The 19,759-nt window shown below is 62.8% G+C and carries 17 protein-coding genes; 4 read left to right on the top strand and 13 right to left on the bottom strand.

What is annotated here, in order from left to right:
• Positions 1 to 15: 15 nt before the first annotated feature.
• From FJ950_RS07695 to FJ950_RS07675, 5 genes are all read right to left on the bottom strand, one after another.
• Positions 16 to 1,326, bottom strand: coding sequence for a hypothetical protein (locus FJ950_RS07695; RefSeq protein WP_246681286.1), 1,311 nt, complete (start codon positions 1,324 to 1,326; stop codon positions 16 to 18).
• Between the two features lie 60 nt (positions 1,327 to 1,386).
• Positions 1,387 to 3,192, bottom strand: a complete 1,806-nt coding sequence (locus FJ950_RS07690; RefSeq protein WP_140616244.1) for an ABC transporter ATP-binding protein — start codon at positions 3,190 to 3,192, stop codon at positions 1,387 to 1,389.
• Between the two features lie 382 nt (positions 3,193 to 3,574).
• The gene (locus FJ950_RS07685; RefSeq protein ID WP_015317654.1) at positions 3,575 to 3,991 is read right to left on the bottom strand and encodes a GNAT family N-acetyltransferase; all 417 of its coding nucleotides are present in this window, start codon (positions 3,989 to 3,991) and stop codon (positions 3,575 to 3,577) included.
• Between the two features lie 56 nt (positions 3,992 to 4,047).
• The gene (locus tag FJ950_RS07680; RefSeq protein ID WP_015317653.1) at positions 4,048 to 5,724 is read right to left on the bottom strand and encodes an NAD+ synthase; all 1,677 of its coding nucleotides are present in this window, start codon (positions 5,722 to 5,724) and stop codon (positions 4,048 to 4,050) included.
• 63 nt (positions 5,725 to 5,787) lie between these two features.
• Positions 5,788 to 6,504: a DNA-3-methyladenine glycosylase I gene (locus FJ950_RS07675; RefSeq protein ID WP_140616242.1), complete on the bottom strand. Its 717-nt coding sequence runs from the start codon at positions 6,502 to 6,504 to the stop codon at positions 5,788 to 5,790.
• Between the two features lie 190 nt (positions 6,505 to 6,694).
• Here FJ950_RS07675 and FJ950_RS07670 point away from each other — a divergent pair, with 190 nt between their 5' ends.
• Together FJ950_RS07670 and FJ950_RS07665 are read left to right on the top strand one after the other, a co-directional pair.
• Positions 6,695 to 7,255, top strand: a complete 561-nt coding sequence (locus tag FJ950_RS07670; protein WP_140616240.1) for a DUF1003 domain-containing protein — start codon at positions 6,695 to 6,697, stop codon at positions 7,253 to 7,255.
• The gene (locus FJ950_RS07665) at positions 7,252 to 7,839 is read left to right on the top strand and encodes a DedA family protein (protein ID WP_140616238.1); all 588 of its coding nucleotides are present in this window, start codon (positions 7,252 to 7,254) and stop codon (positions 7,837 to 7,839) included. The genes FJ950_RS07670 and FJ950_RS07665 overlap by 4 nt, the downstream gene beginning before the upstream one ends.
• A 3-nt stretch (positions 7,840 to 7,842) precedes the next feature.
• Here the strand turns inward: FJ950_RS07665 and FJ950_RS07660 are convergent, their stop codons facing one another.
• The 3 genes from FJ950_RS07660 to FJ950_RS07650 form a co-directional block, all read right to left on the bottom strand.
• Positions 7,843 to 8,430, bottom strand: a complete 588-nt coding sequence (locus FJ950_RS07660; protein WP_140616236.1) for a hemerythrin domain-containing protein — start codon at positions 8,428 to 8,430, stop codon at positions 7,843 to 7,845.
• A gap of 40 nt (positions 8,431 to 8,470) precedes the next feature.
• Positions 8,471 to 8,830: a diacylglycerol kinase gene (locus tag FJ950_RS07655; RefSeq protein WP_015317648.1), complete on the bottom strand. Its 360-nt coding sequence runs from the start codon at positions 8,828 to 8,830 to the stop codon at positions 8,471 to 8,473.
• Between the two features lie 78 nt (positions 8,831 to 8,908).
• The gene (locus FJ950_RS07650; protein ID WP_140616234.1) at positions 8,909 to 9,325 is read right to left on the bottom strand and encodes a GFA family protein; all 417 of its coding nucleotides are present in this window, start codon (positions 9,323 to 9,325) and stop codon (positions 8,909 to 8,911) included.
• 387 nt (positions 9,326 to 9,712) lie between these two features.
• On the opposite strand from FJ950_RS07650, the gene FJ950_RS07645 reads away from it, so the two are divergent.
• Positions 9,713 to 10,783 (top strand): GGDEF domain-containing protein, encoded by a 1,071-nt coding sequence (locus FJ950_RS07645; RefSeq protein ID WP_140616232.1) that lies wholly within the window; start codon positions 9,713 to 9,715, stop codon positions 10,781 to 10,783.
• Positions 10,784 to 10,849: 66 nt separating this feature from the next.
• On the opposite strand, the gene FJ950_RS07640 is transcribed toward FJ950_RS07645, so the two are convergent.
• The 4 genes from FJ950_RS07640 to FJ950_RS07625 form a co-directional block, all read right to left on the bottom strand.
• Positions 10,850 to 11,326: a hypothetical protein gene (locus FJ950_RS07640; protein WP_140616230.1), complete on the bottom strand. Its 477-nt coding sequence runs from the start codon at positions 11,324 to 11,326 to the stop codon at positions 10,850 to 10,852.
• 50 nt (positions 11,327 to 11,376) lie between these two features.
• Positions 11,377 to 12,750, bottom strand: a complete 1,374-nt coding sequence (locus FJ950_RS07635; RefSeq protein WP_140616228.1) for a 3-deoxy-7-phosphoheptulonate synthase class II — start codon at positions 12,748 to 12,750, stop codon at positions 11,377 to 11,379.
• 158 nt (positions 12,751 to 12,908) lie between these two features.
• Positions 12,909 to 16,406, bottom strand: coding sequence for a transcription-repair coupling factor (gene mfd, locus FJ950_RS07630; RefSeq protein ID WP_140616226.1), 3,498 nt, complete (start codon positions 16,404 to 16,406; stop codon positions 12,909 to 12,911).
• 71 nt (positions 16,407 to 16,477) lie between these two features.
• Complete coding sequence (locus tag FJ950_RS07625; protein WP_140616224.1) at positions 16,478 to 16,765, bottom strand: succinate dehydrogenase assembly factor 2; 288 nt, start codon at positions 16,763 to 16,765, stop codon at positions 16,478 to 16,480.
• Between the two features lie 92 nt (positions 16,766 to 16,857).
• Here FJ950_RS07625 and recG point away from each other — a divergent pair, with 92 nt between their 5' ends.
• Positions 16,858 to 18,966, top strand: a complete 2,109-nt coding sequence (gene recG, locus FJ950_RS07620) for an ATP-dependent DNA helicase RecG (protein WP_140616223.1) — start codon at positions 16,858 to 16,860, stop codon at positions 18,964 to 18,966.
• On the opposite strand, the gene FJ950_RS07615 is transcribed toward recG, so the two are convergent.
• Positions 18,918 to 19,670, bottom strand: a complete 753-nt coding sequence (locus FJ950_RS07615; protein WP_140616221.1) for a DUF502 domain-containing protein — start codon at positions 19,668 to 19,670, stop codon at positions 18,918 to 18,920. The two genes, recG and FJ950_RS07615, sit on opposite strands and share 49 nt — an antisense overlap.
• Between the last annotated feature and the right edge of the window lie 89 nt (positions 19,671 to 19,759).

Below are 19,759 nucleotides of genomic sequence, written 5' to 3'. Positions count from 1 at the left end.
GACGGTTGAGGACGATCAGCGGCCGAAGTCGTCTGAACTCAGGCGGGTCCAGCGGTCGCCCATCAAGCCGCCGATAGCGATGTCGCCGGAACGGACCGCTTGCGTGACCTCGGCGATTCGCGAGCGGACCATCGTTCCGCCGGCATAGCGGAAGAAGACATTCCTGTAGCCGAAGAGGTGAGGCATGAACTTGTCCTGGGTCTGCCCGGTGATGCCTGCGCAGCCCATATCCCGCGCTGCCGCGACGAGGCCGTCCAGCGTCGCGCCCCAGTGGTGTCCGGAAGCCTGGATTTGCAGCAGGACCGCCATGTCTCCGACTTGGCCGTAAAAGGCATAGCAACCGAGCATTTTGCCTGCCTCATCGTAAGTCCCGCCGAAATGAAGTGGTCCGTCGGCCCGCTTCTCGGCCGCCAGCGCGAGCAGCCGCGGCAGTTCGCCGTCCTTCCAACTCGGCCGAAGAGCGTAATCGGAGAGAAGGGTCGGCAGCCGCTCGGCAAACTGCGCGGCATTGATCGGCTCGGCATGGACCCGATGCGACGATGAAGCCTGGAAAGGCGATCCGAACCTTCGCTTCGCGAGGGCGTCGAATGCTCTCGCGCAGGGATCGAGTGCCAAGCGAGGCAGGCCGGGCCATTTACGGTGCAGCGCGGCGGCGGCCATCGCGGCTGGCCGGAAGATGCAGGTCCATCCCAGGCAATGGACCGGCAGGAGCTGGTATTTCATCGGTCGCGCGAAGGCCAGGGAGACCCGGTTGGCCGAATCCGTCAGTTGCAGATCGAATTCGCCTTGGTGCAAGGCGCGCAGCAATTGCGGTCCTGCCGAGCCATCGTCGGCGCCGGTGTCGGCCATGAACGGACCGATGATCGCCGCATTCAATCCAGCGCCGTTGAACTCGTAACGGGCTTTCAGGACGCCGAGGAACCCGCCCAGATCCCCCTGCCGGTTGATCTGGACAAGAGCGCTCGCACCGGGCTGGCCGGCGGGGTCAAGATAGATCTTTCTCATGTATTCGGCCGTCTCCTCGATAGCGCGATCGAGGAGGTGACGCCGGCGGCGGCGAAACTTCGTCAGGAAGAGTGCCGCGACGCGCTCGAGATCTTCGGCGGCGAGTGGCCGAACCGAGCCGTGCTGGGAGTCCAGCACCGACGGGGCCGTCACCTTTTGCGCGCCGGCATTTGCGGAAACGAGATGCATCGTAAACACCGAGTAGGTTGCTTTTACAGAGTACAGCAACCAAAAGTGGAAACAACGAATCTCGGCCGGTAACGTAAACAGACGTCCCGCACTCGGGACTTTGGCTTCGCGCTGCGATTGCGAGCGCCACATGGCTCGCCGGCTTATGGCAACCGATAGAGGTGGCCCCCGGCAGCCGGAGGCCACCTCGGATCACATCACGAGGCCCTTGGTAAGTTCCAGCGCCTGGCGCTCGAACAGGCGGCGGTAGATGCCGCCCTTCAGCCGGATCAACTCGTCATGCGAGCCTTCCTCGACGATCTTGCCGCGATCGAAGACCAGCAGTCTGTCGAGCGCCCGCACCGTCGAAAGCCGATGCGCGATGACCAGTGTCGTGCGGCCGACCATCAGCCGTTCCATCGCCTGCTGGATGAGCACCTCCGATTCCGAATCGAGGCTCGACGTCGCCTCGTCCAGGATCAGGATGCGCGCATCGGCCAGGAAAGCGCGGGCGATCGCCACGCGTTGGCGCTCGCCGCCCGACAGTTTCACGCCACGTTCGCCGACCAGCGTCCCATAGCCCTTCGGCAGGCTGGTGATGAAGTCATGCGCGCTCGCCAGCCTGGCGGCATGCTCGATCTCCCCCTGCGTCGCGCTTGGCCTGGCATAGGTGATATTTTCGGCCAGCGACCGGTGGAACAGGATCGGTTCCTGCTGAACGATGGCGATCTGGGCGCGCAGCGACGCCTGGGCGACCTGTGAGATATCCTGGCCATCGATCACGATCTTTCCCGCATTCACGTCATAGAGCCGCTGGATGAGCTTGACGAATGTGGTCTTGCCCGAACCCGAGTGACCGACGAGCCCGACACGTTCGCCCGGCGCGATATCCACCGAAAAGTCACGGTAGAGCGGCGACCGGTGATTGCCGTAGTGAAAGGTGACGTTGTCGAAGGCGATGTGGCCCTGCGTGATGGCAATCGGTTCGGCGCCGGGCCTGTCTTCGATGCCGAGCGGTTCGGACTGGAAATCGACCAGTTCCTCCATGTCGTTGATCGAACGCTGCAAATTGCGGATATGCGTGCCGATATCGCGCAAATAGCCTTGCAGCACGAAGAATGAGGTCAGCACGAAAGCGACATCGCCGGCGCTCGCCTGCCCCCACGACCACAGCATCAGCGCCAGGCCGATCACGGCGGCCCGCATGACCAGCAGCAGCGCCCCTTGCGTGGTGCCGTTGATGGTGCCGCGCACCCAGGTGCGCCGCGTGCGCTCGCGCCATTTGGCGACCACCCTGGCGAGGCGGCGCTCTTCGCGCGTCTCGGCGCCAAAGCCCTTGACCACGGCGTTGCAGCTGACCGCGTCGGCCAGCGAGCCGCCGAGGCGCGTGTCCCAGGTGTTCGCAAGCCTTGCCGCGGGCGCGACATAGCCAAGCGACAACATGGCCGTCACCGTGATGAACAGCAGGGAGCCGGCCGCGACGACCACGCCCATCAGCGGCCAGAACCAGCCGAGCAGCAGCGTCGAGCCGGCGAGCATGACCACCGACGGCAGCAGCGCGATCAGGATCGTGTCGTTGAGCAGGTCGAGCGCCCACATGCCGCGCGTCACCTTGCGCACCGTCGAGCCGGCAAACGAGTTGGCATGCCAGTCGGTCGAAAAGCGCTGAACGCGATGGAAGGCGTCGGCCGCGATGTCGGCCATCATCTTGAGTGTCAGCTCAACGATTCCCATGAAGGCAAGATTGCGCAACACGACGCCGGTCAGCGCCAGCGCCATCAAGAAGAAAAATGCCGTCATCGCGGCGTTCCAGGCAATGGCATCCGCTCCGGCGCTGCTGGCGACAGCATCGACCAGCCGACCGGAGTAGAGCGGCGTCAGCACGTCGGCCAGCGTCGACAGCAGGAAACCGCCAATGATGAGCGAGAGCCGCCAAGGCTGACGCCGCCAATGGGTAAGTGTGAAGCCAAGAACGCTGCGAAAGGCGCTCGCGCGCAAATCGATCTTGAAACGAGCCATGATGTCATTCGGGCGCAAAACGAGCCCGATCCCAAATAAAGGTCGAAGGTTGAAAAACCGCGCCGGGGCGAATTGCCCATGAATGCGGAGGTTCGGCGTTGGTCGCCTGCCCATGGGCGGCGACCGGCAGCGGCAAATGCCTTTTCTACGCCCGGTATGGTTCCGATACTTCGGAACACCGGCGCAGACCTAGGCCTCGCGGCCTCGCATAACGATGTCAAATCCTAGCATTCGGTCCTCCCTGAAGGGAATCGCGGAAAGGCTCTTATAGGCGTGCTTCGATTGCGCGCCAAGGCAAGCCATGGCCAAAAGCATCTCTGGCCCAGCCGATGAGGCGATTTTGCAACAGTCGCTATCCCTGCCTATCGCCGTCGCACGTCGTTCACCCGGCATGCGGCGCACGATCGAGGCGCATGTATCGCCCATCCATCGATGCCTTGAAACCCAGCTTTTCATAGACCCCATGCGCGTCGCTGGTCGACAGGCTCCAATGCGAGACGGTGCTGAGTTCAGGATGGTCGATGAGTGCCCGCACCAGCCGCAAGCCGACGCCCTGCCCGCGATGCACGGGCCAGACGATGATATCCGCGAGATAGGCGAATACCGTGCGGTCGGTGATCGCCCTGCCGAAACCGACCTGTTTGCCAGCGATGTAGGCGGCGGCGCAGAACGAGTTGGCAAAGGCCCGCCGATGGAACTCGTCGCTGCGTCCAGCTCCCCAGTAGCTTTCCATCAACAGGTCGGAGGTCGCACGAAAGTCGATCCGTGAGAGGTCAAAGCTGATTTCACAGTCGGGCATGCTGGTATCCCTATCCCGCCATGCCGCGTATTTTCGTCCAGCAGACGAACTGCGCTTCAGCCACGATCCCTGAAACGATTGGTGATGGGATAGCGGCGGTCGCGGCCAAAATTCTTCCTGGTGATCTTCACACCCGGTGCCGCCTGCCTGCGCTTGTACTCGGCGATGTAGAGCAGATGTTCGATGCGCGCCACCGTCGCCCGGTCATGGCCGCGCGAGACGATGTCGTCGACGCCCATCTCGTTCTCGACCAGGCATTCGAGGATGTCGTCCAGCACCGGATAGGGCGGCAGCGAATCCTGGTCGGTCTGGTTCTCGCGCAATTCGGCCGATGGCGCCTTGTCGATGATGTTCTTCGGGATCACCTCGCCCGAAGGCCCGAGCGCACCCGGCGGCACATGGCTGTTGCGCCAGCGCGAGAGCGCGTAGACCTGCATCTTGTAAAGGTCCTTGATCGGATTGAAGCCGCCATTCATGTCGCCGTAGAGCGTGGCGTAGCCGACCGACATCTCGCTCTTGTTGCCCGTAGTGACGACCATCGAGCCGAATTTGTTGGAGATCGCCATCAGGATGGTGCCGCGCGCGCGGCTCTGCAAATTCTCCTCGGTGATGCCTTCCTTGGTGCCTTCGAACAATTGCGTCAGCGCATGCAAAAAGCCTTCGACGGGCTCGAAGATCGGCACGATGTCATAGCGGCAGCCGAGGGCGCGGGCGCAGTCCTCGGCGTCCTTGAGGGAATCCTTCGAAGTGTAGCGATAAGGCATCATGACGGCACGCAGCCGTTCCTCGCCAAGCGCATCGACGGCCAATGCGGCACAGATCGCGGAATCGATGCCGCCGGAAAGGCCAAGCACCACATTCTTGAAGCCGTTCTTGTTGACGTAATCGCGCAGGCCGAGCATGCAGGCGCGGTAGTCGGCCTCCTCCTTGTCCGGGATTTTCGACATCGGTCCTTCCGAACAGACCCAGCCATCATCGGTACGTTTCCAGGTGGTGACGTCGACCGCATCCTCGAACTGACTCATCTGAAAGGCGAGCGTCTTGTCCGCCCCGATGGCGAAGGAGGCGCCGTCGAAGATCAGCTCGTCCTGGCCGCCGAGCTGGTTGGCATAGATCATCGGCAGGCCGCATTCGATGACTTGCTTGATCACGACCTGGTGGCGAACGTCGATCTTGGCGCGATAATAGGGCGACCCGTTCGGCACCAGCAGGATTTCCGCGCCGCTTTCGGCCAGCGTCTCGCAGACCGCGACGTCGCCCCAGATGTCCTCGCAGATCGGTATGCCGATGCGCACGCCGCGGAAGTTGACCGGTCCCTGGATCTCGGGCCCGGCCTGGAAGACGCGCTTCTCGTCGAATTCGCCGTAATTGGGCAGGTCGAGCTTGTAGCGTTCGGCGATGATCTTGCCGCCATCGGCGAAGACGATGGAATTATGCGTGCCGCTCTTGCGCTTCAGCGGCGTGCCGATGATGACGCCGGGACCGCCATCGGCGGTGTCCGCGGCAAAATCCTGTGCTGCCCGCTCGCATGCCTTGAGGAAGGCCGGCTTGAGCACCAGATCCTCCGGCGGATAGCCGGCGAGGAAAAGCTCGGTATAGAGCACGAGATCGGCGCCCTGGCGGGCGGCATCCGCCCTCGCCTCGCGCGCCTTGGCGAGGTTGCCGGCGACGTCGCCGACAGTCGGGTTGAGCTGGGCGATGGCGATACGCAGTATGTCGAGCTTCTTGGTCATGCTGCTGACTTAGCGCGGCGGAATTCACCTCGCAATGGCGTTCGTTTGGACCAATTCAGCCCGTCAATCGTCGCCCATATACGCGCGCAGCGATTGCGGAGAGTGGTTTTCGCCGATCGACATGGCCAGGATGCGCGAGAGATGCCGGCGCGGCAGCCCTGTCTCGTCGGCCCATCGGTTGATCTGGACCTGGATCTTGTCGAGGTCCTTCTTCGATGTCGGGTTGTCCGCGATGTCGAGGCCCGCGTCGCGAAGGGCTGCCGCCATGTCGGCCGAAATGACGAAAGCATCCCAGCCCAGCCAGCGCAAAAAATACTGGCCGGTGTTGCCGCCGAGCCGGCTGCCATGCTTGCCGAGATAGGCCATCAGCCCGACCTGGTCATCGGCGGGCCATTCGGCGAGAAAATTGCCGAAGCCGCCATGTTCCCGGGACACGCGCTCGACGAAGGCGGCGTTGTCGCGAACGGACCTGATCTTCTGCGGATTGCGCACGATGCGCTGGTCCGAGGCCAGATCGTGCCAGAAATCGTCGGGTTGGAACAAAAGCCGTTTCGGCTCGAAGCGCAGGAACGCTTCCTCGAAACCGGGCCATTTCTGCTCGATGACGCGCCAGACGAAACCGGCGGCAAAGACGCGCTCGGCCATGGTCGAAAGGATGCGGGCGTCGGCAATGTCGGCGACGGCGGCATTGTCGGGTATCGGACCCAACAGCGAGGTCAGTTCCGCCTCACCGCCCTTGCGATTTGCCGCGCGAGCGCGAATTTTCTTGAAGTCGGCCATCGGTCCCCTCGGTTCGCCTCAATCTAGCACTTCCCGCCCGGTCCGGCAGCCTCTACCTCTAATGCATGTCGCCCAAAAGTGACCTCGGTTTTGGGAAGACGACATGCATAAAAGCAAAAACCTAAAGCGCGTCGCCTCAATCCGCTTCGACGCGACGCGCTTTAGCGCAGCAAAGCGCTTGGAGACGGCCATGAACAAGACCATCGACGACCTGGCGAACCGTTGGCTGAAGCGGAAGCCGGATGGGCTGAGCCAGTTGGAAAACCGGGTGCTGCAAAGCACCATCGAGCGTACCACCATCACCAGGGACACCAACAAGGCCGTCGCTTTCCACCAGACTTTTGGCGACCGCCTTGCCGATACGATCGCCCGCATCGGCGGCTCCTGGTCGTTCATCCTGACCTTCATCGCCTTCCTGATCGTGTGGACATCAGCCAATGTCTGGCTGTTGTCGCGCGATGCATTCGACCCCTACCCCTTCATCTTCCTCAACCTCGTCCTGTCGATGGTCGCCGCATTGCAGGCGCCGGTGATCATGATGGCGCAGAACCGCCAGACCGAACGCGACGGCATCGATGCCGCCCATGATTACGAGGTCAATCTGAAGGCCGAGATCGAGATCATGGCGCTGCATGAGAAGCTGGACGAACTGCGCCACAGCCAGATCATCGGCATGCGCGACGAAATCGTGCGGCTGGCCGAACTGGTCAAGCGGATCGACGAAAGACTGTCACAGCAGTCGGCCTCATGACCGAAGCGATCCACCATTTCATCGAGCAATACGGGTTGCTGGCGGTTTTTCTCGGCTGCGTGGCCGAAGGCGAAAGTGCCGCGATCCTGGGAGGCTTCTTCGCCCACCAGCATGTTTTCGTGCTGTGGCATGCCTTTGTCGCGGCAGCGCTGGGTGCCTTCACTGGCGACACCTTTTTCTTCATCCTCGGCAGGAGTTTCGCCGATAATCGCCATGTCGTCAGGCTGCGCCGGCGGTCCGGCTTTCGCCGCGCCTACCGTCTGCTCAACACTCATCCCAACATCTTCGTGCTGTCGAACCGCTATGTCTACGGCATGCGCCTGGTCGGCGGCATCGCGGCCGGCCTTTCGACCATAGCGGCGCCGCGCTTCATCATCCTCAACGCCATTTCCTCGGTCATCTGGGCGGTCCTGTTCAGCACGATCGGCTATGTCTTCGGATTGGGAGCCGAACAGTTGATTGGCCAGGCGGTGATCCAGCACGAGCGGCTGTTCGTCGGGCTCGGCATCGGCCTTGCCGTGGCCGTGCTTGCCTGGTTTGTCGCCCGCCATGTCGCCGAGCGGGAGCGCGACAAGGAGTTTTGACCGTCAGTCGATGCCGAGCGCCTGGTCCCCCCGATCGAGGATGAGCGGGATGATCAGGTCCTCCTCATCGGCCAGATGCCGGGTCAGCATCGCGATCAGACGGTTGTTTTCGTCGGCATAGGCATCGGCGGCGAAGCGCTGCTTGTCCTCACTCTCCTGAAGTGTGCGGATGAAGGCGTTCGCCGCCTCGGCGTTGCGCTCCAATCCTTCATGGATGGTGTGGTGGTCGGCATCGAGAATCTCGAAACCGCGCTTCAGACGGGGCTCCGCCTTGGTGAAGGCCGGGAAATACTGGTAGTCCTCGACATTGTGGTGGCCGTCGAGATGCCCGAGAAAATGGTTGAGGCGCGGCGCGAACCAGCGCGCGAAATCGGGGGCCGTCAGTCTGCCTTCGCAATAGTTGTCAATGCCGCCGGTGAGCATGCCGCCGAGTTCGCGGAACATGTCGTGCCGCTGCAGCCACATATTGGCCATGCCGTGAATGTTGGCGTGAGCCTGCCAGTTTTCGCGGGGATATTTGTCGGCCAGCCAGCGCAGGTCGTCCGGCAGGCCCAGGCGTTCGAGAAGCGATGAATTCGTGACCTCTGCCATGACGGTCTCCTTTGGTGACCGTCATATAGGCATCAAAGCTTCAGATCGGCACCCCCGTTATGCGCTCGATGAGAGCGATGCCCCAGACGCCGCCGGCAATCACCACAGAAATCAGCACCGCCAGCGAGCCGCAATCCTTGGCGAGCTGGATATCGATATGAAATTCACGAGAAATTGCGTCGCACGCCGCCTCGATGCCCGTGTTCAGCACTTCGACCATGATCAAGAGGAGCACCGCGCCGATCAGCAGCGCGTAACCGCGCCAAGACACCGAAACGAACCAGCCAGCGGGCAAGGCCAGCACCAGCAGCATCAGTTCCTGCTGGAAGGCCTTCTCGCTAACCGCAAGCTTGCGAAATGCCCGCACCGAATTGATAAAAGCATCGATCAGCCGCTGCATGCCAAGGCCCCTCTCGGAATCACCGGCCCGGGATAAAGCAATGCCCCGATCAATGGAATAAGGCGGATCGTCCAAATTTCATTCGGCCACCGGTATGGCCGGTGTCGACTTTTCAAACTGCGGCAGCCCATCGTCGGTCGAATAATAGTCGCCCTTGTCGCCGACGAAGATATGACATTGGCCCTCGAGCGCTGTCGGCTTGTCGAACGATCCCGCCATGACCGAGATATGGTCTTGGTCCATTGCCTTCCAGAACAGCAGCGACCCGCATGTCTTGCAAAAGCCGCGCCTGGCGAAGCCGGACGCTTCATACCAGGTGATACTTTCGGCGCCTTCGATCACGATGTCGGTATCGGCAACATTGGTCGCGGCATAGAAATGCCCGCTTTGTTTGCGGCATTGCGAACAATGGCAGTAGACGACGCCACGCAGTGCCCCACTTGTCCGGAAGCGGACCGCTCCGCACAGGCATGATCCCTGGTGACTCTCCCGCACTGGGTTTCTCCCCTAAACTGTAGTCTGACGAAGGCACCAGCATTCCAGCTTTGCGGCCGTCATGCGTAAGCAATTGCGACATCTGTTGTTGTGGAAAATCCGAAGTTCAGTTTCGCTCAGCCGCGAATTTGCATGCAACGCCGCCAATCAGCGCTGCCTGGAGGTTGATAGTCTGGTTGGACGCATGCAGCCTGATGTAGCGAAAAGGCGTGAGTTCTGCCGATTAAGGAAACTTTAGCGCTACTGCATCTATGGTGATCTCCATCGAAGGTCGCGTGTGGGGACGCGCCTTTTCGTGTGTCGGCTTCGAATGGGTGGCGTCCCCGCGTCAGCGATGATGGATATGCGCCAAGTTCAGGCGCGTTCCCAAGGGAAGAGCGAACAACCATGCAGCCGGCGGCCACCCTGACCGAACGAAACACTGAGATCGCAAGCACAGTCGTGGCCACCATGCGCCAGCTTGGCGTGCTCGGCCTGCCGCGCAACTACGAGATCTTCTATGAGGCCCTGAGCGGCACCAACCGCGAGCTCGGTCTTGCCGTCCTGTCGCTGAGCAGCCGGCCGACGCAGGATGAGCTGGATCAGATCGGGCGCGCTTTCTTTGCCCATAATCATGGCCCCGGCATCATCGAGCATGCCCGGGACGTCATCGCCAAGGAGCTTGAGGAGGTCGCGTCGCTTCTGCGTAGCGAGCGCAGCCATATCGAAAAATACGGCAGGATCCTCGACGAGACATCCAGTGGCCTGAGCAACCGCAGCCTTCTCTCCCAGGATCTTCTGCAAAAGATCGCCAACGCAATGACGATCGCGACCAATTCGACGATCGATCACGGCCGGCAGGTCGCCTCGACGCTTAGCGACAAGACGGCGGAGCTCGAGAGCGTCAAGTCGAAGCTCGAGGAATACAAGCGGCTGGCCGATACGGATCCGTTGACCCAGATCTGCAATCGTCGCGCTTTCGACAAGGAAATCACCAGGATCTACAACAGCAACAAGGGTATTCTGTTCAATGCCCTTGTCCTTGTCGACATCGACCGGTTCAAGGACATTAATGACCGCTATGGCCATCCTGTCGGCGACAAGATCATCCAGATCATCGCCGAGATTTTGCAGACCAGCATCCGCGGCGACATGTTCGTCGCCCGAACCGGCGGCGAGGAGTTCGCGCTGATCATCGAGGGCGCCAGCGAGGACGCAACCTACGAGATCGCGGAACGCATTCGCGCCCTGATCGAGCAGACGCCGTTCACCAGCAGCCAGACCGGCATGAACTACGGGACCGTGACGGTATCGATGGGCATCTGCATGGCATCAGAGGCCGAAGGCCCGGAAGACCTCTACACCAAGGCGGATCGGGCGCTCTACCGCTCCAAGGTCAGCGGGCGCAACCGCGTCACCAGGCATTCAGCCATGGCAGGGCGCGCCGGCAAAAGCTGGCTGCTCTACAAGAAAGACTGACAACAGACGGGATGGGGTTTCAGGCGCGCTTTCCTGACAGCCTGACCTCTCGGCGGGCTCGCGTCATCAGCGATACTGGCCCTCTTCGAAGCGCGGCGGCCCAATGTCTTTTTCGGATATTTGGTCCGATTTGAAGATCAGCTCCGCGCCTTGTGCGGTGTGCAGCAATTTTTGCAGGTCGGGCGCGACCAGCGGCGCGTCTTCGTCGAGAAACAAGGATCCCGTGTCGACCAGATAGGTGGCCAGCCCCGCGGGTCCCACGCCATGAACCAGCAATTCGCCGCCGCCATTGTCGCCATAGGGCATCGCCCCGGGGATTGCCGCCGACACGCCATAGGCCTGGTCCATCACCACGACTTGCTCGGGACCCCAGAGGCGCAATTCGCCGTGGCGGTTCCACAGCAGGACCAAGTTGGTCATTTCCTTGACCATCTCAAAATAGCCGGCGGGAATGTCCGGATAGATCTGGCACAGCCGCTTTATATCGTCCGGCCGGGCCGGCAGGCCATAGGAATAGACCTGAAAGACGGTCGCTAGGTCCATGGCGCCCCCGGCTGCGCGGCTGCTCTTCAATTTGGCAAGGCCGTGGCGGATCAGCCGTTGACCGCTTGCTTGTGCTGCACCGGATGGCTCTTCTTCAAGAGGTCCGAGACCAGGAAGGCCAGTTCAATCGCCTGGTCGGCATTGAGGCGCGGATCGCAATGGGTGTGATAGCGGTCCTGCAACTCCTCGGCGGTGATGGCACGGGCGCCACCGGTGCATTCGGTGACGTTCTTGCCGGTCATCTCGACATGGATGCCGCCGGGATGCGTGCCTTCGGCGCGGTGCACCTCGAAGAAGGTCTGAACTTCCTTCAGGATGCGGTCGAAGGGCCGTGTCTTGTAGCCGGCGGCCTCGATCGTGTTGCCATGCATCGGATCCGAGGACCAGACCACGCTGCGGCCTTCCTTCTGCACAGCGCGCACCAGCTTCGGCAGATGGTCGGCAACCTTGTCCGAACCGAAGCGGGCGATCAGCGTCAGCCGGCCCGGCTCGTTCTCGGGGTTCAGCAGGTCGATCAGTTCCAGGAGGCCGTCCGGCGTCAGCGACGGACCGCATTTCAGGCCGAGCGGGTTCTTGATGCCGCGGCAATATTCGACATGGGCGTGGTCGGGTTGACGCGTGCGGTCGCCGATCCAGATCATGTGACCCGACGTGGCGTACCAGTCGCCCGAGGTCGAATCGACACGCGTCAGCGCCTCCTCATAGCCGAGCAGCAGGGCCTCGTGGCTGGTGTAGAAGTCGGTTTCGCGCAGCGCGAAATTGGTTTCGGACGTAATGCCGACCGCGCGCATGAAATCCATCGTCTCGGTGATGCGATTGGCAAGCGACTCGTATTTCTCGCCCTGCGGGCTGTCGGAGACGAAGCCGAGCATCCAGCGATGCACATTCTCCAGGCTGGCATAACCGCCCTGCGCGAAGGCACGCAGGAGGTTGAGCGTGGCCGCCGACTGGCGGTAGGCCATTTCCTGGCGGGCGGGATCGGGAATGCGCGACTTCTGGTCGAACTCGATGCCGTTGATGATGTCGCCGCGATAGCTCGGCAGCGTCACTTCGCCCTTGGTCTCGTTGTCGGACGAGCGCGGCTTGGCGAACTGGCCGGCGACACGGCCAACCTTCACCACCGGCTGCGCACCTGCGAAGGTCAGCACCACGGACATCTGCAGGAAGACGCGGAAGAAGTCGCGGATGTTGTCGGCGCCATGCTCGGCAAAACTCTCCGCGCAATCACCACCCTGGAGCAGGAAGGCTTCGCCGGCGGCAACCGCTGCCAACTGCTTCTTCAGCTTGCGCGCTTCGCCGGCAAAGACCAGCGGCGGGAAGGTGGCGAGTTGGGCTTCCGTGTTCTTCAGCGCGGCAAGGTCCGGATAGGCGGGAACTTGCTTGATCGGCTTTGCTCTCCACGAATTCGGCGACCATTTCGTCATCGCTGCACCCAACGCTCTTTCCGGCGGACACCCTCGCCCGCCATTTCCCGCCCCAAACTGGGGTGGCGGCTCCATACACGAAGCCGATTTCCTATTCTAGACCGGAATTTCGGTGCTGGCGAATGGCTGACGCGCCCAGGACGGCCCGAAAGGCGAGATCAGGCTGCCTTCTCCACCAGTCGCGCCAGCTGCGTCATGACCACGGCCGAGCCCGCCAGACGCTTCTCCGCCGTCGGCCAGTCGCGGATGAAGACCACGCTATGGTCGGCCCTGATCTTGGCCAGCGAACCCTGCTCGCCAATATACTTGACCAGCCCGACCGGGTTCGAGAACTCGCGCTTGCGGAAATGGATGACGATACCCTTCGGCCCGGCATCGAGCTTCTCGACATTGGCCTTGCGGCACAGCGCCTTGATGAAGACGATCTTGAGGAGATGTTTCACTTCCTCCGGCAACGGGCCGAAACGGTCGATCAGTTCGGCGCCGAAAGCGTCGATCTCCTCGGTGTTTTCGAGATCGCCGAGGCGGCGGTAAAGCGCCAGCCTGAGCTGCAGGTCCGGCACGTAGCCTTCCGGGATCATCACCGCCGTGCCGACGGCGATCTGCGGCGACCAGCCGCCATCCTGCACCTCGCCGGAATCCTTCACCTCGGCGACCGCTTCCTCCAGCATCTGCTGGTAGAGCTCGAAACCGACCTCCTTGATGTGCCCGGACTGCTCCTCCCCCAGCAGGTTGCCGGCGCCCCTGATATCCAGGTCATGGCTGGCGAGCTGGAAGCCGGCGCCGAGCGTGTCGAGCGACTGCAGTACCTTCAGACGGCGCTCGGCAGTGTCGGTGAGCTTGCGGTTGGCCGGCAGTGTGAACAGCGCATAGGCGCGCACCTTCGAGCGCCCGACGCGGCCGCGCAACTGATAGAGCTGCGACAGGCCGAACATGTCGGCGCGGTGGATGATCAGCGTGTTTGCGGTCGGGATGTCGAGCCCGGATTCGACGATGGTGGTCGACAAAAGCACATCGTACTGGCCGTCGTAGAAGGCGTTCATGATGTCGTCGAGTTCGCCCGGTGGCATCTGGCCATGCGCCACCGCTACCTTCAGCTCAGGAACAGATTCCTCCAGGAAATCATGGATTTCCGCCAGATCGCTGATACGCGGAACGACATAGAAGGAATGGCCGCCTCGGTAGCGCTCGCGCAACAACGTCTCGCGAATGACCAGCGGGTCGAAGGGCGAGATGAAGGTGCGCACCGCCATGCGGTCGACCGGTGGCGTGGCGATCAGCGACAGTTCGCGCACGCCCGTCAGCGCCAGTTGCAGCGTGCGCGGGATCGGCGTCGCCGACAGGGTCAGAACATGGACGTCGGTCTTCAGGTCCTTCAGCCGTTCCTTATGCTTGACGCCAAAATGCTGCTCCTCGTCGATGATCAGCAGGCCGAGATTCTTGAACGAAATCGCGGAGCCCAGCAGCGCATGGGTGCCGATAACGATATCGACCTGCCCTTCGGCAATGCCCTTCTTGGTCTCGGCTAATTCCTTTGAGCCCACCAGCCGCGACGCCTGTGCGACACGGATCGGCAGTCCGGAAAAGCGCTGCGAGAATGTCTTGAAATGCTGGCGCGACAACAGTGTCGTCGGCACCACCACCGCGACCTGAAACCCTTCCATCGCCGCGATAAAGGCGGCGCGCAGCGCCACTTCGGTCTTGCCGAAGCCGACATCGCCGCAGATCAGCCGGTCCATCGGCCTGCCCGCGCCGAGATCGTCACGTACCGAGTCGATGGCCGTCTGCTGGTCGTCGGTTTCCTCGTAAGGGAACCGGGCTGCGAACTCGTCATAGAGGCCTTCGGCCGGCACCAGGGCCGGTGCGGCCCGCATCTGCCGCTCGGCGGCGATGCGGATCAGTTGTCCGGCCATGTCGAGCAGGCGCCGCTTCAGCTTCGCCTTGCGCGACTGCCAGGCGCCGCCGCCGAGCTTGTCGAGCGTCGCCTCGGCCGTGTCGGAGCCGTAGCGCGACAGCAGCTCGATGTTTTCCACCGGCAGGAACAGCCGGTCGTCGCCGGCATAGTGGATTTCCAGGCAGTCATGCGGCGCGCCGACCGCCTCAATGGTGCGCAGGCCGATGAAACGGCCAATGCCATGGTCGGCATGGACGACAATATCGCCGGCCGACAAGGCCGAGGCTTCGGCAATGAAGTCGGACGCGCGCTTCTTGCGCTTCGAACGCCGGATCAGCCGGTCACCCAGAATGTCCTGTTCGGCGACGACAACCAGCTTTTCAGTCTCGAAGCCGGATTCCAGTGGCAAAACCGCCAATGCGGCCTGTCCCGGCTCGAGCTGTTCGGCCTCCGCCAGCGTCTCGACCTGCTTGAGATTGCCGAGATGGTGCTCGGCCAGGATCTGGCCAAGGCGGTCGAGCGAGCCCTCGGTCCAGCCGGCGATAATGACGCGGCGGCGCGCCGCGCGCTCGTCGGCTATGTGCCGGACGACGACATCGAAGACATTGACGTTCGGATCGGCTCGCTCTTCGACGAAGCTGCGGCCATGGCGCGAGCCGGCGTGGAAGACTTTCTTGCTCCCCAGGTCCGGCGCGTCGAACACGGTAAAGTCAATGTCTTCGCGCTCGCCAAGCGAAGCCTTCAGATTCTCCGGCGAGAGATAGAGCAGATCCGGCGCCACCGGCTTGTAGGGGACCGCATCCTTGAGCGCCGCGTCAGCCTGCTTTTTGCGCGCCTCGTAGTGATCGAGGATCAGCGTATGGCGCTCGGCCAGCGCCTCATGTGCCAGATGGTCGAAAACCACCGGTGCGTCGGGCAGGTAGTCGAACACCGTCTCCAGCCGCTCATAGAAAAACGGCAGCCAATGCTCCATGCCCGCGAAGCGCCGGCCTTCGCTGACCGCCGCATAGAGGCCGTCGTCACGCTGGGGCGCGCCGAAAGCCTCGATATAAGAGCGACGGAAGCGGCTAATGGTTTCGGGCGTCAGCGCCACCTCGCTCATCGCCTGAAGCGCCATCGACTTGCGCTGGCCGGTGGTGCGCTGCGTGGCGGCATCGAAGACGCGGATCGATTCCAGCGTGTCGCCGAAGAAATCAAGCCTCAGCGCCTCGCTCCAGCCGGGCGCAAAGAGGTCGAGAATGCCGCCGCGCACCGCGAATTCGCCGATGCCGCGCACGGTCGGCACCCGCTCGAACCCCGACGTCTCCAGCCGCGCGATCAGCGCATTCATGTCGATCTGGTTGCCGGGCCTGGCGTGGAAGGTTTGGGCCTCGACAAGCTCCGCGGGCGGAATGCGCTGCAGCAGCGCATTGGCGGTGGTGAGAATTACGGCACGGTGCGGTTTCTTCGCCAGTGCGATCATGGCGGTCAGCGCATCGAGGCGCTTGGCGGCGGCATCCGAACCGGGCGAGACACGGTCGTATGGCAGGCAGTCCCAGGCAGGCAGTTCCAGCACAGGCAGGCCCGGCGCGACGAAGGACAGCGCCTCGATGATCGAAGGCAGGCGCTGGCCGTCGCGGGCCACGAACAGCACGGGCTTGTCGGGCGCGATCTCGAGCGCCGTCTGCACCAGCGCGAAAGCCTCGTAGCCGTCCGCGACGCCGTCGACGATGAACTGGCCGGCGCGGCCCTTCGGCAAGCCAATGGTGGGAATGAGAGCCATCAAATCACGGTCTTGTTTGTCGCAATTCCCATGGGAAAACCGCTGCGCACTTTTCCTGGAATTGCTTGTGTTCAGAAAGTCATGGTCCGGCGGGACGCCAGGATTTTTTGCAGGACGGCACAGTCGATCTCCGCCGGCACCGGGCGTTCGCCCGTAACCAGCGGCAGGAATTCCGTGTCGGCAATATCGAGGAGCCTCTCATATTGGTCGATTTCCTCGGTGGTCAAGGTGCCGATCTCGGCATCGGCGAAGGTGCCGAGGATGAGGTCCATCTCGCGCATGCCGCGATGCCAGGAACGGAACAACAGCTTGCGGCGATGGGCGTCCAGCCCCTCGCTTGATCGTTTCGTTCCGGTCATTGTGCCGCATCCTCGCTTCAAGCGGCGCATATAGCGTGGATAGTGGGCGCTGTCAGCCTTGCGCTGCGGCCGTCGCGACATAAGCTGACATCATGCGTCCTTCCATCCTCGATCCCCTGTTTGTCCCGATCACCTCGCTTGCCGGCGTCGGGCCGAAGGTTGGCGCGCTGATCGAGAAGGTCGTTGCCGCCGATCTCGGCGACCGCGCCGCACGCGCCGGCGACCTCCTGTTCGTGCTGCCGCACACCGTCATCGACCGCCGAAACCGGCCGGGCATCGCACTCGCGGCCGAAGGCGCCATCGTCACGCTTGAGCTGCGCATAGACCGTCACCAGCCGCCACCGCGCGGCAACAGGTCGGTGCCCTACCGGGTCTACGCCCATGACGACACGGGCGAAATCGGCCTGACCTTCTTCCATGCCCATGCCGCCTATCTCGAAAAGGCAATGCCGGTGGGCGAGCATGTCGTGGTGTCAGGCCGGATGGAATGGTTCAACGGCCGCCCGACCATGGTCCACCCCGATCATATCGCGCTCGCCAGCGAAGCGGAAAACCTGCCGCTGGTCGAACCGGTTTATCCGCTGACCGCCGGCCTCTCGGGCAAGGTGCTGCGCCGGGCGATCGGCCACGCGCTCGGCCGCCTGCCGGAGCTGCCGGAATGGCAGGATAATGCCTTCATGCGCCGCCAGAGCTTTGCGTCCTTCGGCGACGCGCTGACGCGCGTCCATTATCCCGCTGATCCGATCGATGTCGCGGTCGAAGGGGCTGCATGGCGCCGGCTCGCCTATGATGAATTGCTCGCCGGCCAGGTCTCGCTGGCCCTGGTGCGGGCAAAGGTGCGGCGCCTGTCAGGCCGCCCTCTCGTCGGCGATGGGCGCATCGTCGAGAAGCTGCGTACAGCCCTTCCCTATTCGCTTACGCCCTCGCAGGAATTCGCGCTCGCCGAAATCAACGCTGATCTCGCCGATCCGGAGCGCATGCTGCGGTTGCTGCAAGGTGATGTCGGCTCGGGCAAGACGGTGGTGGCGCTGCTTGCCATGGCACGCGCTGTCGAAGCCGGCGGCCAGGCGGCGCTGATGGCGCCGACCGAAATCCTCGCGCGCCAGCATCTGACGACGATCACCCCGCTTGCCGCCAAGGTCGGTTTGCGCATCGCCATCCTGACCGGCCGTGAAAAGGGCCGCGAGCGAGCCGAAACGCTGGCGGGTCTGGCCAGCGGCGAGATCGACATCGTCGTCGGCACCCATGCGCTGTTTCAGGAAACGGTCAGCTTCCACGACCTGGTCCTGGCCGTTATCGATGAGCAGCATCGCTTCGGCGTCCACCAGCGGCTTGCCATCACCGCTAAGGGCGACGCGCCCGACATGCTGGTCATGACCGCGACCCCCATCCCGCGCACGCTGGTGCTGACCGCCTTCGGCGACATGGACGTGTCGAAGCTGACGGAAAAACCCGCCGGCCGCCAGCCGATCCGCACCGTCACGCTGCCGCTGGAGCGGCTCGACGAGCTGGTCGGCCGCATGCTCGATGCCGTCGCGGATGGCCAGAAGATCTACTGGATTTGCCCGCTGGTCGAGGAATCCGAAGAAATAAAACTGATGTCGGCCGAGGATCGCTTTGCCTCGCTGAAGCCGCTGTTCGGCGATCGCATCGGCCTTGTCCACGGCCGCATGAAGGGTGTCGAGAAGGACGAGGCGATGCGCGCCTTCAAGCAAGGCGAGACGCGCATCCTGATCGCCACCACGGTGATCGAGGTCGGCGTCGACGTTCCTGACGCCACGATCATGGTCATCGAGCATGCCGAACGCTTCGGCCTCGCTCAGTTGCACCAGCTGCGCGGCCGGGTCGGACGCGGCGACAAGCCCTCGTCCTGCGTGCTGCTGTACAAGGATCCGCTTGGCGAGACCGCAAAACGCCGGCTGTCGGTGATGCGCGAGACCGAGGACGGTTTCCTGATCGCCGAGGAGGACCTGAAATTGCGCGGCGAAGGCGAACTGCTGGGCACCCGCCAGTCCGGCACGCCGGGTTTCCAGGTGGCGCGCATCGAGGTGCATGCCGACCTACTGGAGGCCGCCCGTGACGACGCCAGGCTGATCCTGTCGCGCGACCCAGAACTGCAATCGGACCGCGGCGAGGCGCTGCGGCTCCTGCTCTACTTGTTCGGCCGCGACGAGGCCGTGCGGCTCCTGCGCGCCGGGTGAGGCCCTAGCGGCGGATTGGCCAGGCTTCCGTTGATCGGCTCGCCGTTCAGCGTCACCAGTTTCGTCTTCACCTCGGGAGCCACCAACCCGGCTGATACGATCAGCTTGGCGCCGTCCTCGATCGTCATGTCGAGCGGCACGATGTCCGACTTCAGCACATACATCAGGAAACCGGTCGTCGGGTTCGGCGTGCACGGCATGAACACGGCAATCAGCGGATCACCTTCCTGGTCGAGCTTCTGGTTGATCTCGGTTTCCTTTTCGCTGGCGACGAACACCAGCGACCACACGCCCTTGCGTGGATATTCGACCAGCCCAACCTGGCGGAACATGTCGCCCTTGTTCGACAGCACGGTCTCAAAAATCTGCTTCAGCGAGCCGTATATGCCGCGCACCAGCGGCATGCGGCCAAGCAAGCGCTCGCCAAAGCCGACTATGGCGCGGCCGACAATGTTGGCGGTCAGAAAACCGATCAGCGTGATCAGGATGAGCGCAACGATGAGCCCGAACCCTGGAACCGGAAACGGCAGATAGGTGTCGGGGCTGTAGCGCGCCGGAATATACGGTTTCACCCAGGAATCGACCCAGCCGATGAACGACCAGGCGATATAGGCGGTGATCGCCAGCGGCGCGCAGACGATGAAGCCCGTGAGGAAATAGTTCCTCAGCCGTGTCATGCCGGAAGTCTTGGGAGCGTCTGACATGGTTCACCGGAGGCGCTATTGCGACGCGACATTAGTGAACCGGAAGACGCTTTGGAACTGCGAAGTTTTTAAAGGCGCCTGTTTACAAG

Origin of the sequence: Mesorhizobium sp. B2-3-14, from assembly GCF_006442175.1 — a bacterium.
Classification (GTDB): Bacteria; Pseudomonadota; Alphaproteobacteria; order Rhizobiales; family Rhizobiaceae; genus Mesorhizobium; species Mesorhizobium australicum.
The sequence above is the reverse complement of the archived record's forward strand: the minus strand, read 5'-3'. Positions and strand labels throughout refer to the sequence as shown.

What these genes read in the sequence shown, in the direction of transcription:
- FJ950_RS07655 (WP_015317648.1), bottom strand. Translation starts at nt 8,830, where the DNA reads ATGCAGCGGCTGATCGATGCTTTTATCAATTCGGTGCGGGCATTTCGC.
- recG (WP_140616223.1), top strand. Translation starts at nt 16,858, where the DNA reads ATGCGTCCTTCCATCCTCGATCCCCTGTTTGTCCCGATCACCTCGCTT.
- FJ950_RS07645 (WP_140616232.1), top strand. Translation starts at nt 9,713, where the DNA reads ATGCAGCCGGCGGCCACCCTGACCGAACGAAACACTGAGATCGCAAGC.
- FJ950_RS07690 (WP_140616244.1), bottom strand. Translation starts at nt 3,192, where the DNA reads ATGGCTCGTTTCAAGATCGATTTGCGCGCGAGCGCCTTTCGCAGCGTT.
- mfd (WP_140616226.1), bottom strand. Translation starts at nt 16,406, where the DNA reads ATGGCTCTCATTCCCACCATTGGCTTGCCGAAGGGCCGCGCCGGCCAG.
- FJ950_RS07635 (WP_140616228.1), bottom strand. Translation starts at nt 12,750, where the DNA reads ATGACGAAATGGTCGCCGAATTCGTGGAGAGCAAAGCCGATCAAGCAA.
- FJ950_RS07640 (WP_140616230.1), bottom strand. Translation starts at nt 11,326, where the DNA reads ATGGACCTAGCGACCGTCTTTCAGGTCTATTCCTATGGCCTGCCGGCC.
- FJ950_RS07695 (WP_246681286.1), bottom strand. Translation starts at nt 1,326, where the DNA reads ATGTGGCGCTCGCAATCGCAGCGCGAAGCCAAAGTCCCGAGTGCGGGA.
- FJ950_RS07625 (WP_140616224.1), bottom strand. Translation starts at nt 16,765, where the DNA reads ATGACCGGAACGAAACGATCAAGCGAGGGGCTGGACGCCCATCGCCGC.
- FJ950_RS07660 (WP_140616236.1), bottom strand. Translation starts at nt 8,430, where the DNA reads ATGGCAGAGGTCACGAATTCATCGCTTCTCGAACGCCTGGGCCTGCCG.
- FJ950_RS07680 (WP_015317653.1), bottom strand. Translation starts at nt 5,724, where the DNA reads ATGACCAAGAAGCTCGACATACTGCGTATCGCCATCGCCCAGCTCAAC.
- FJ950_RS07615 (WP_140616221.1), bottom strand. Translation starts at nt 19,670, where the DNA reads ATGTCAGACGCTCCCAAGACTTCCGGCATGACACGGCTGAGGAACTAT.
- FJ950_RS07665 (WP_140616238.1), top strand. Translation starts at nt 7,252, where the DNA reads ATGACCGAAGCGATCCACCATTTCATCGAGCAATACGGGTTGCTGGCG.
- FJ950_RS07670 (WP_140616240.1), top strand. Translation starts at nt 6,695, where the DNA reads ATGAACAAGACCATCGACGACCTGGCGAACCGTTGGCTGAAGCGGAAG.
- FJ950_RS07685 (WP_015317654.1), bottom strand. Translation starts at nt 3,991, where the DNA reads ATGCCCGACTGTGAAATCAGCTTTGACCTCTCACGGATCGACTTTCGT.
- FJ950_RS07675 (WP_140616242.1), bottom strand. Translation starts at nt 6,504, where the DNA reads ATGGCCGACTTCAAGAAAATTCGCGCTCGCGCGGCAAATCGCAAGGGC.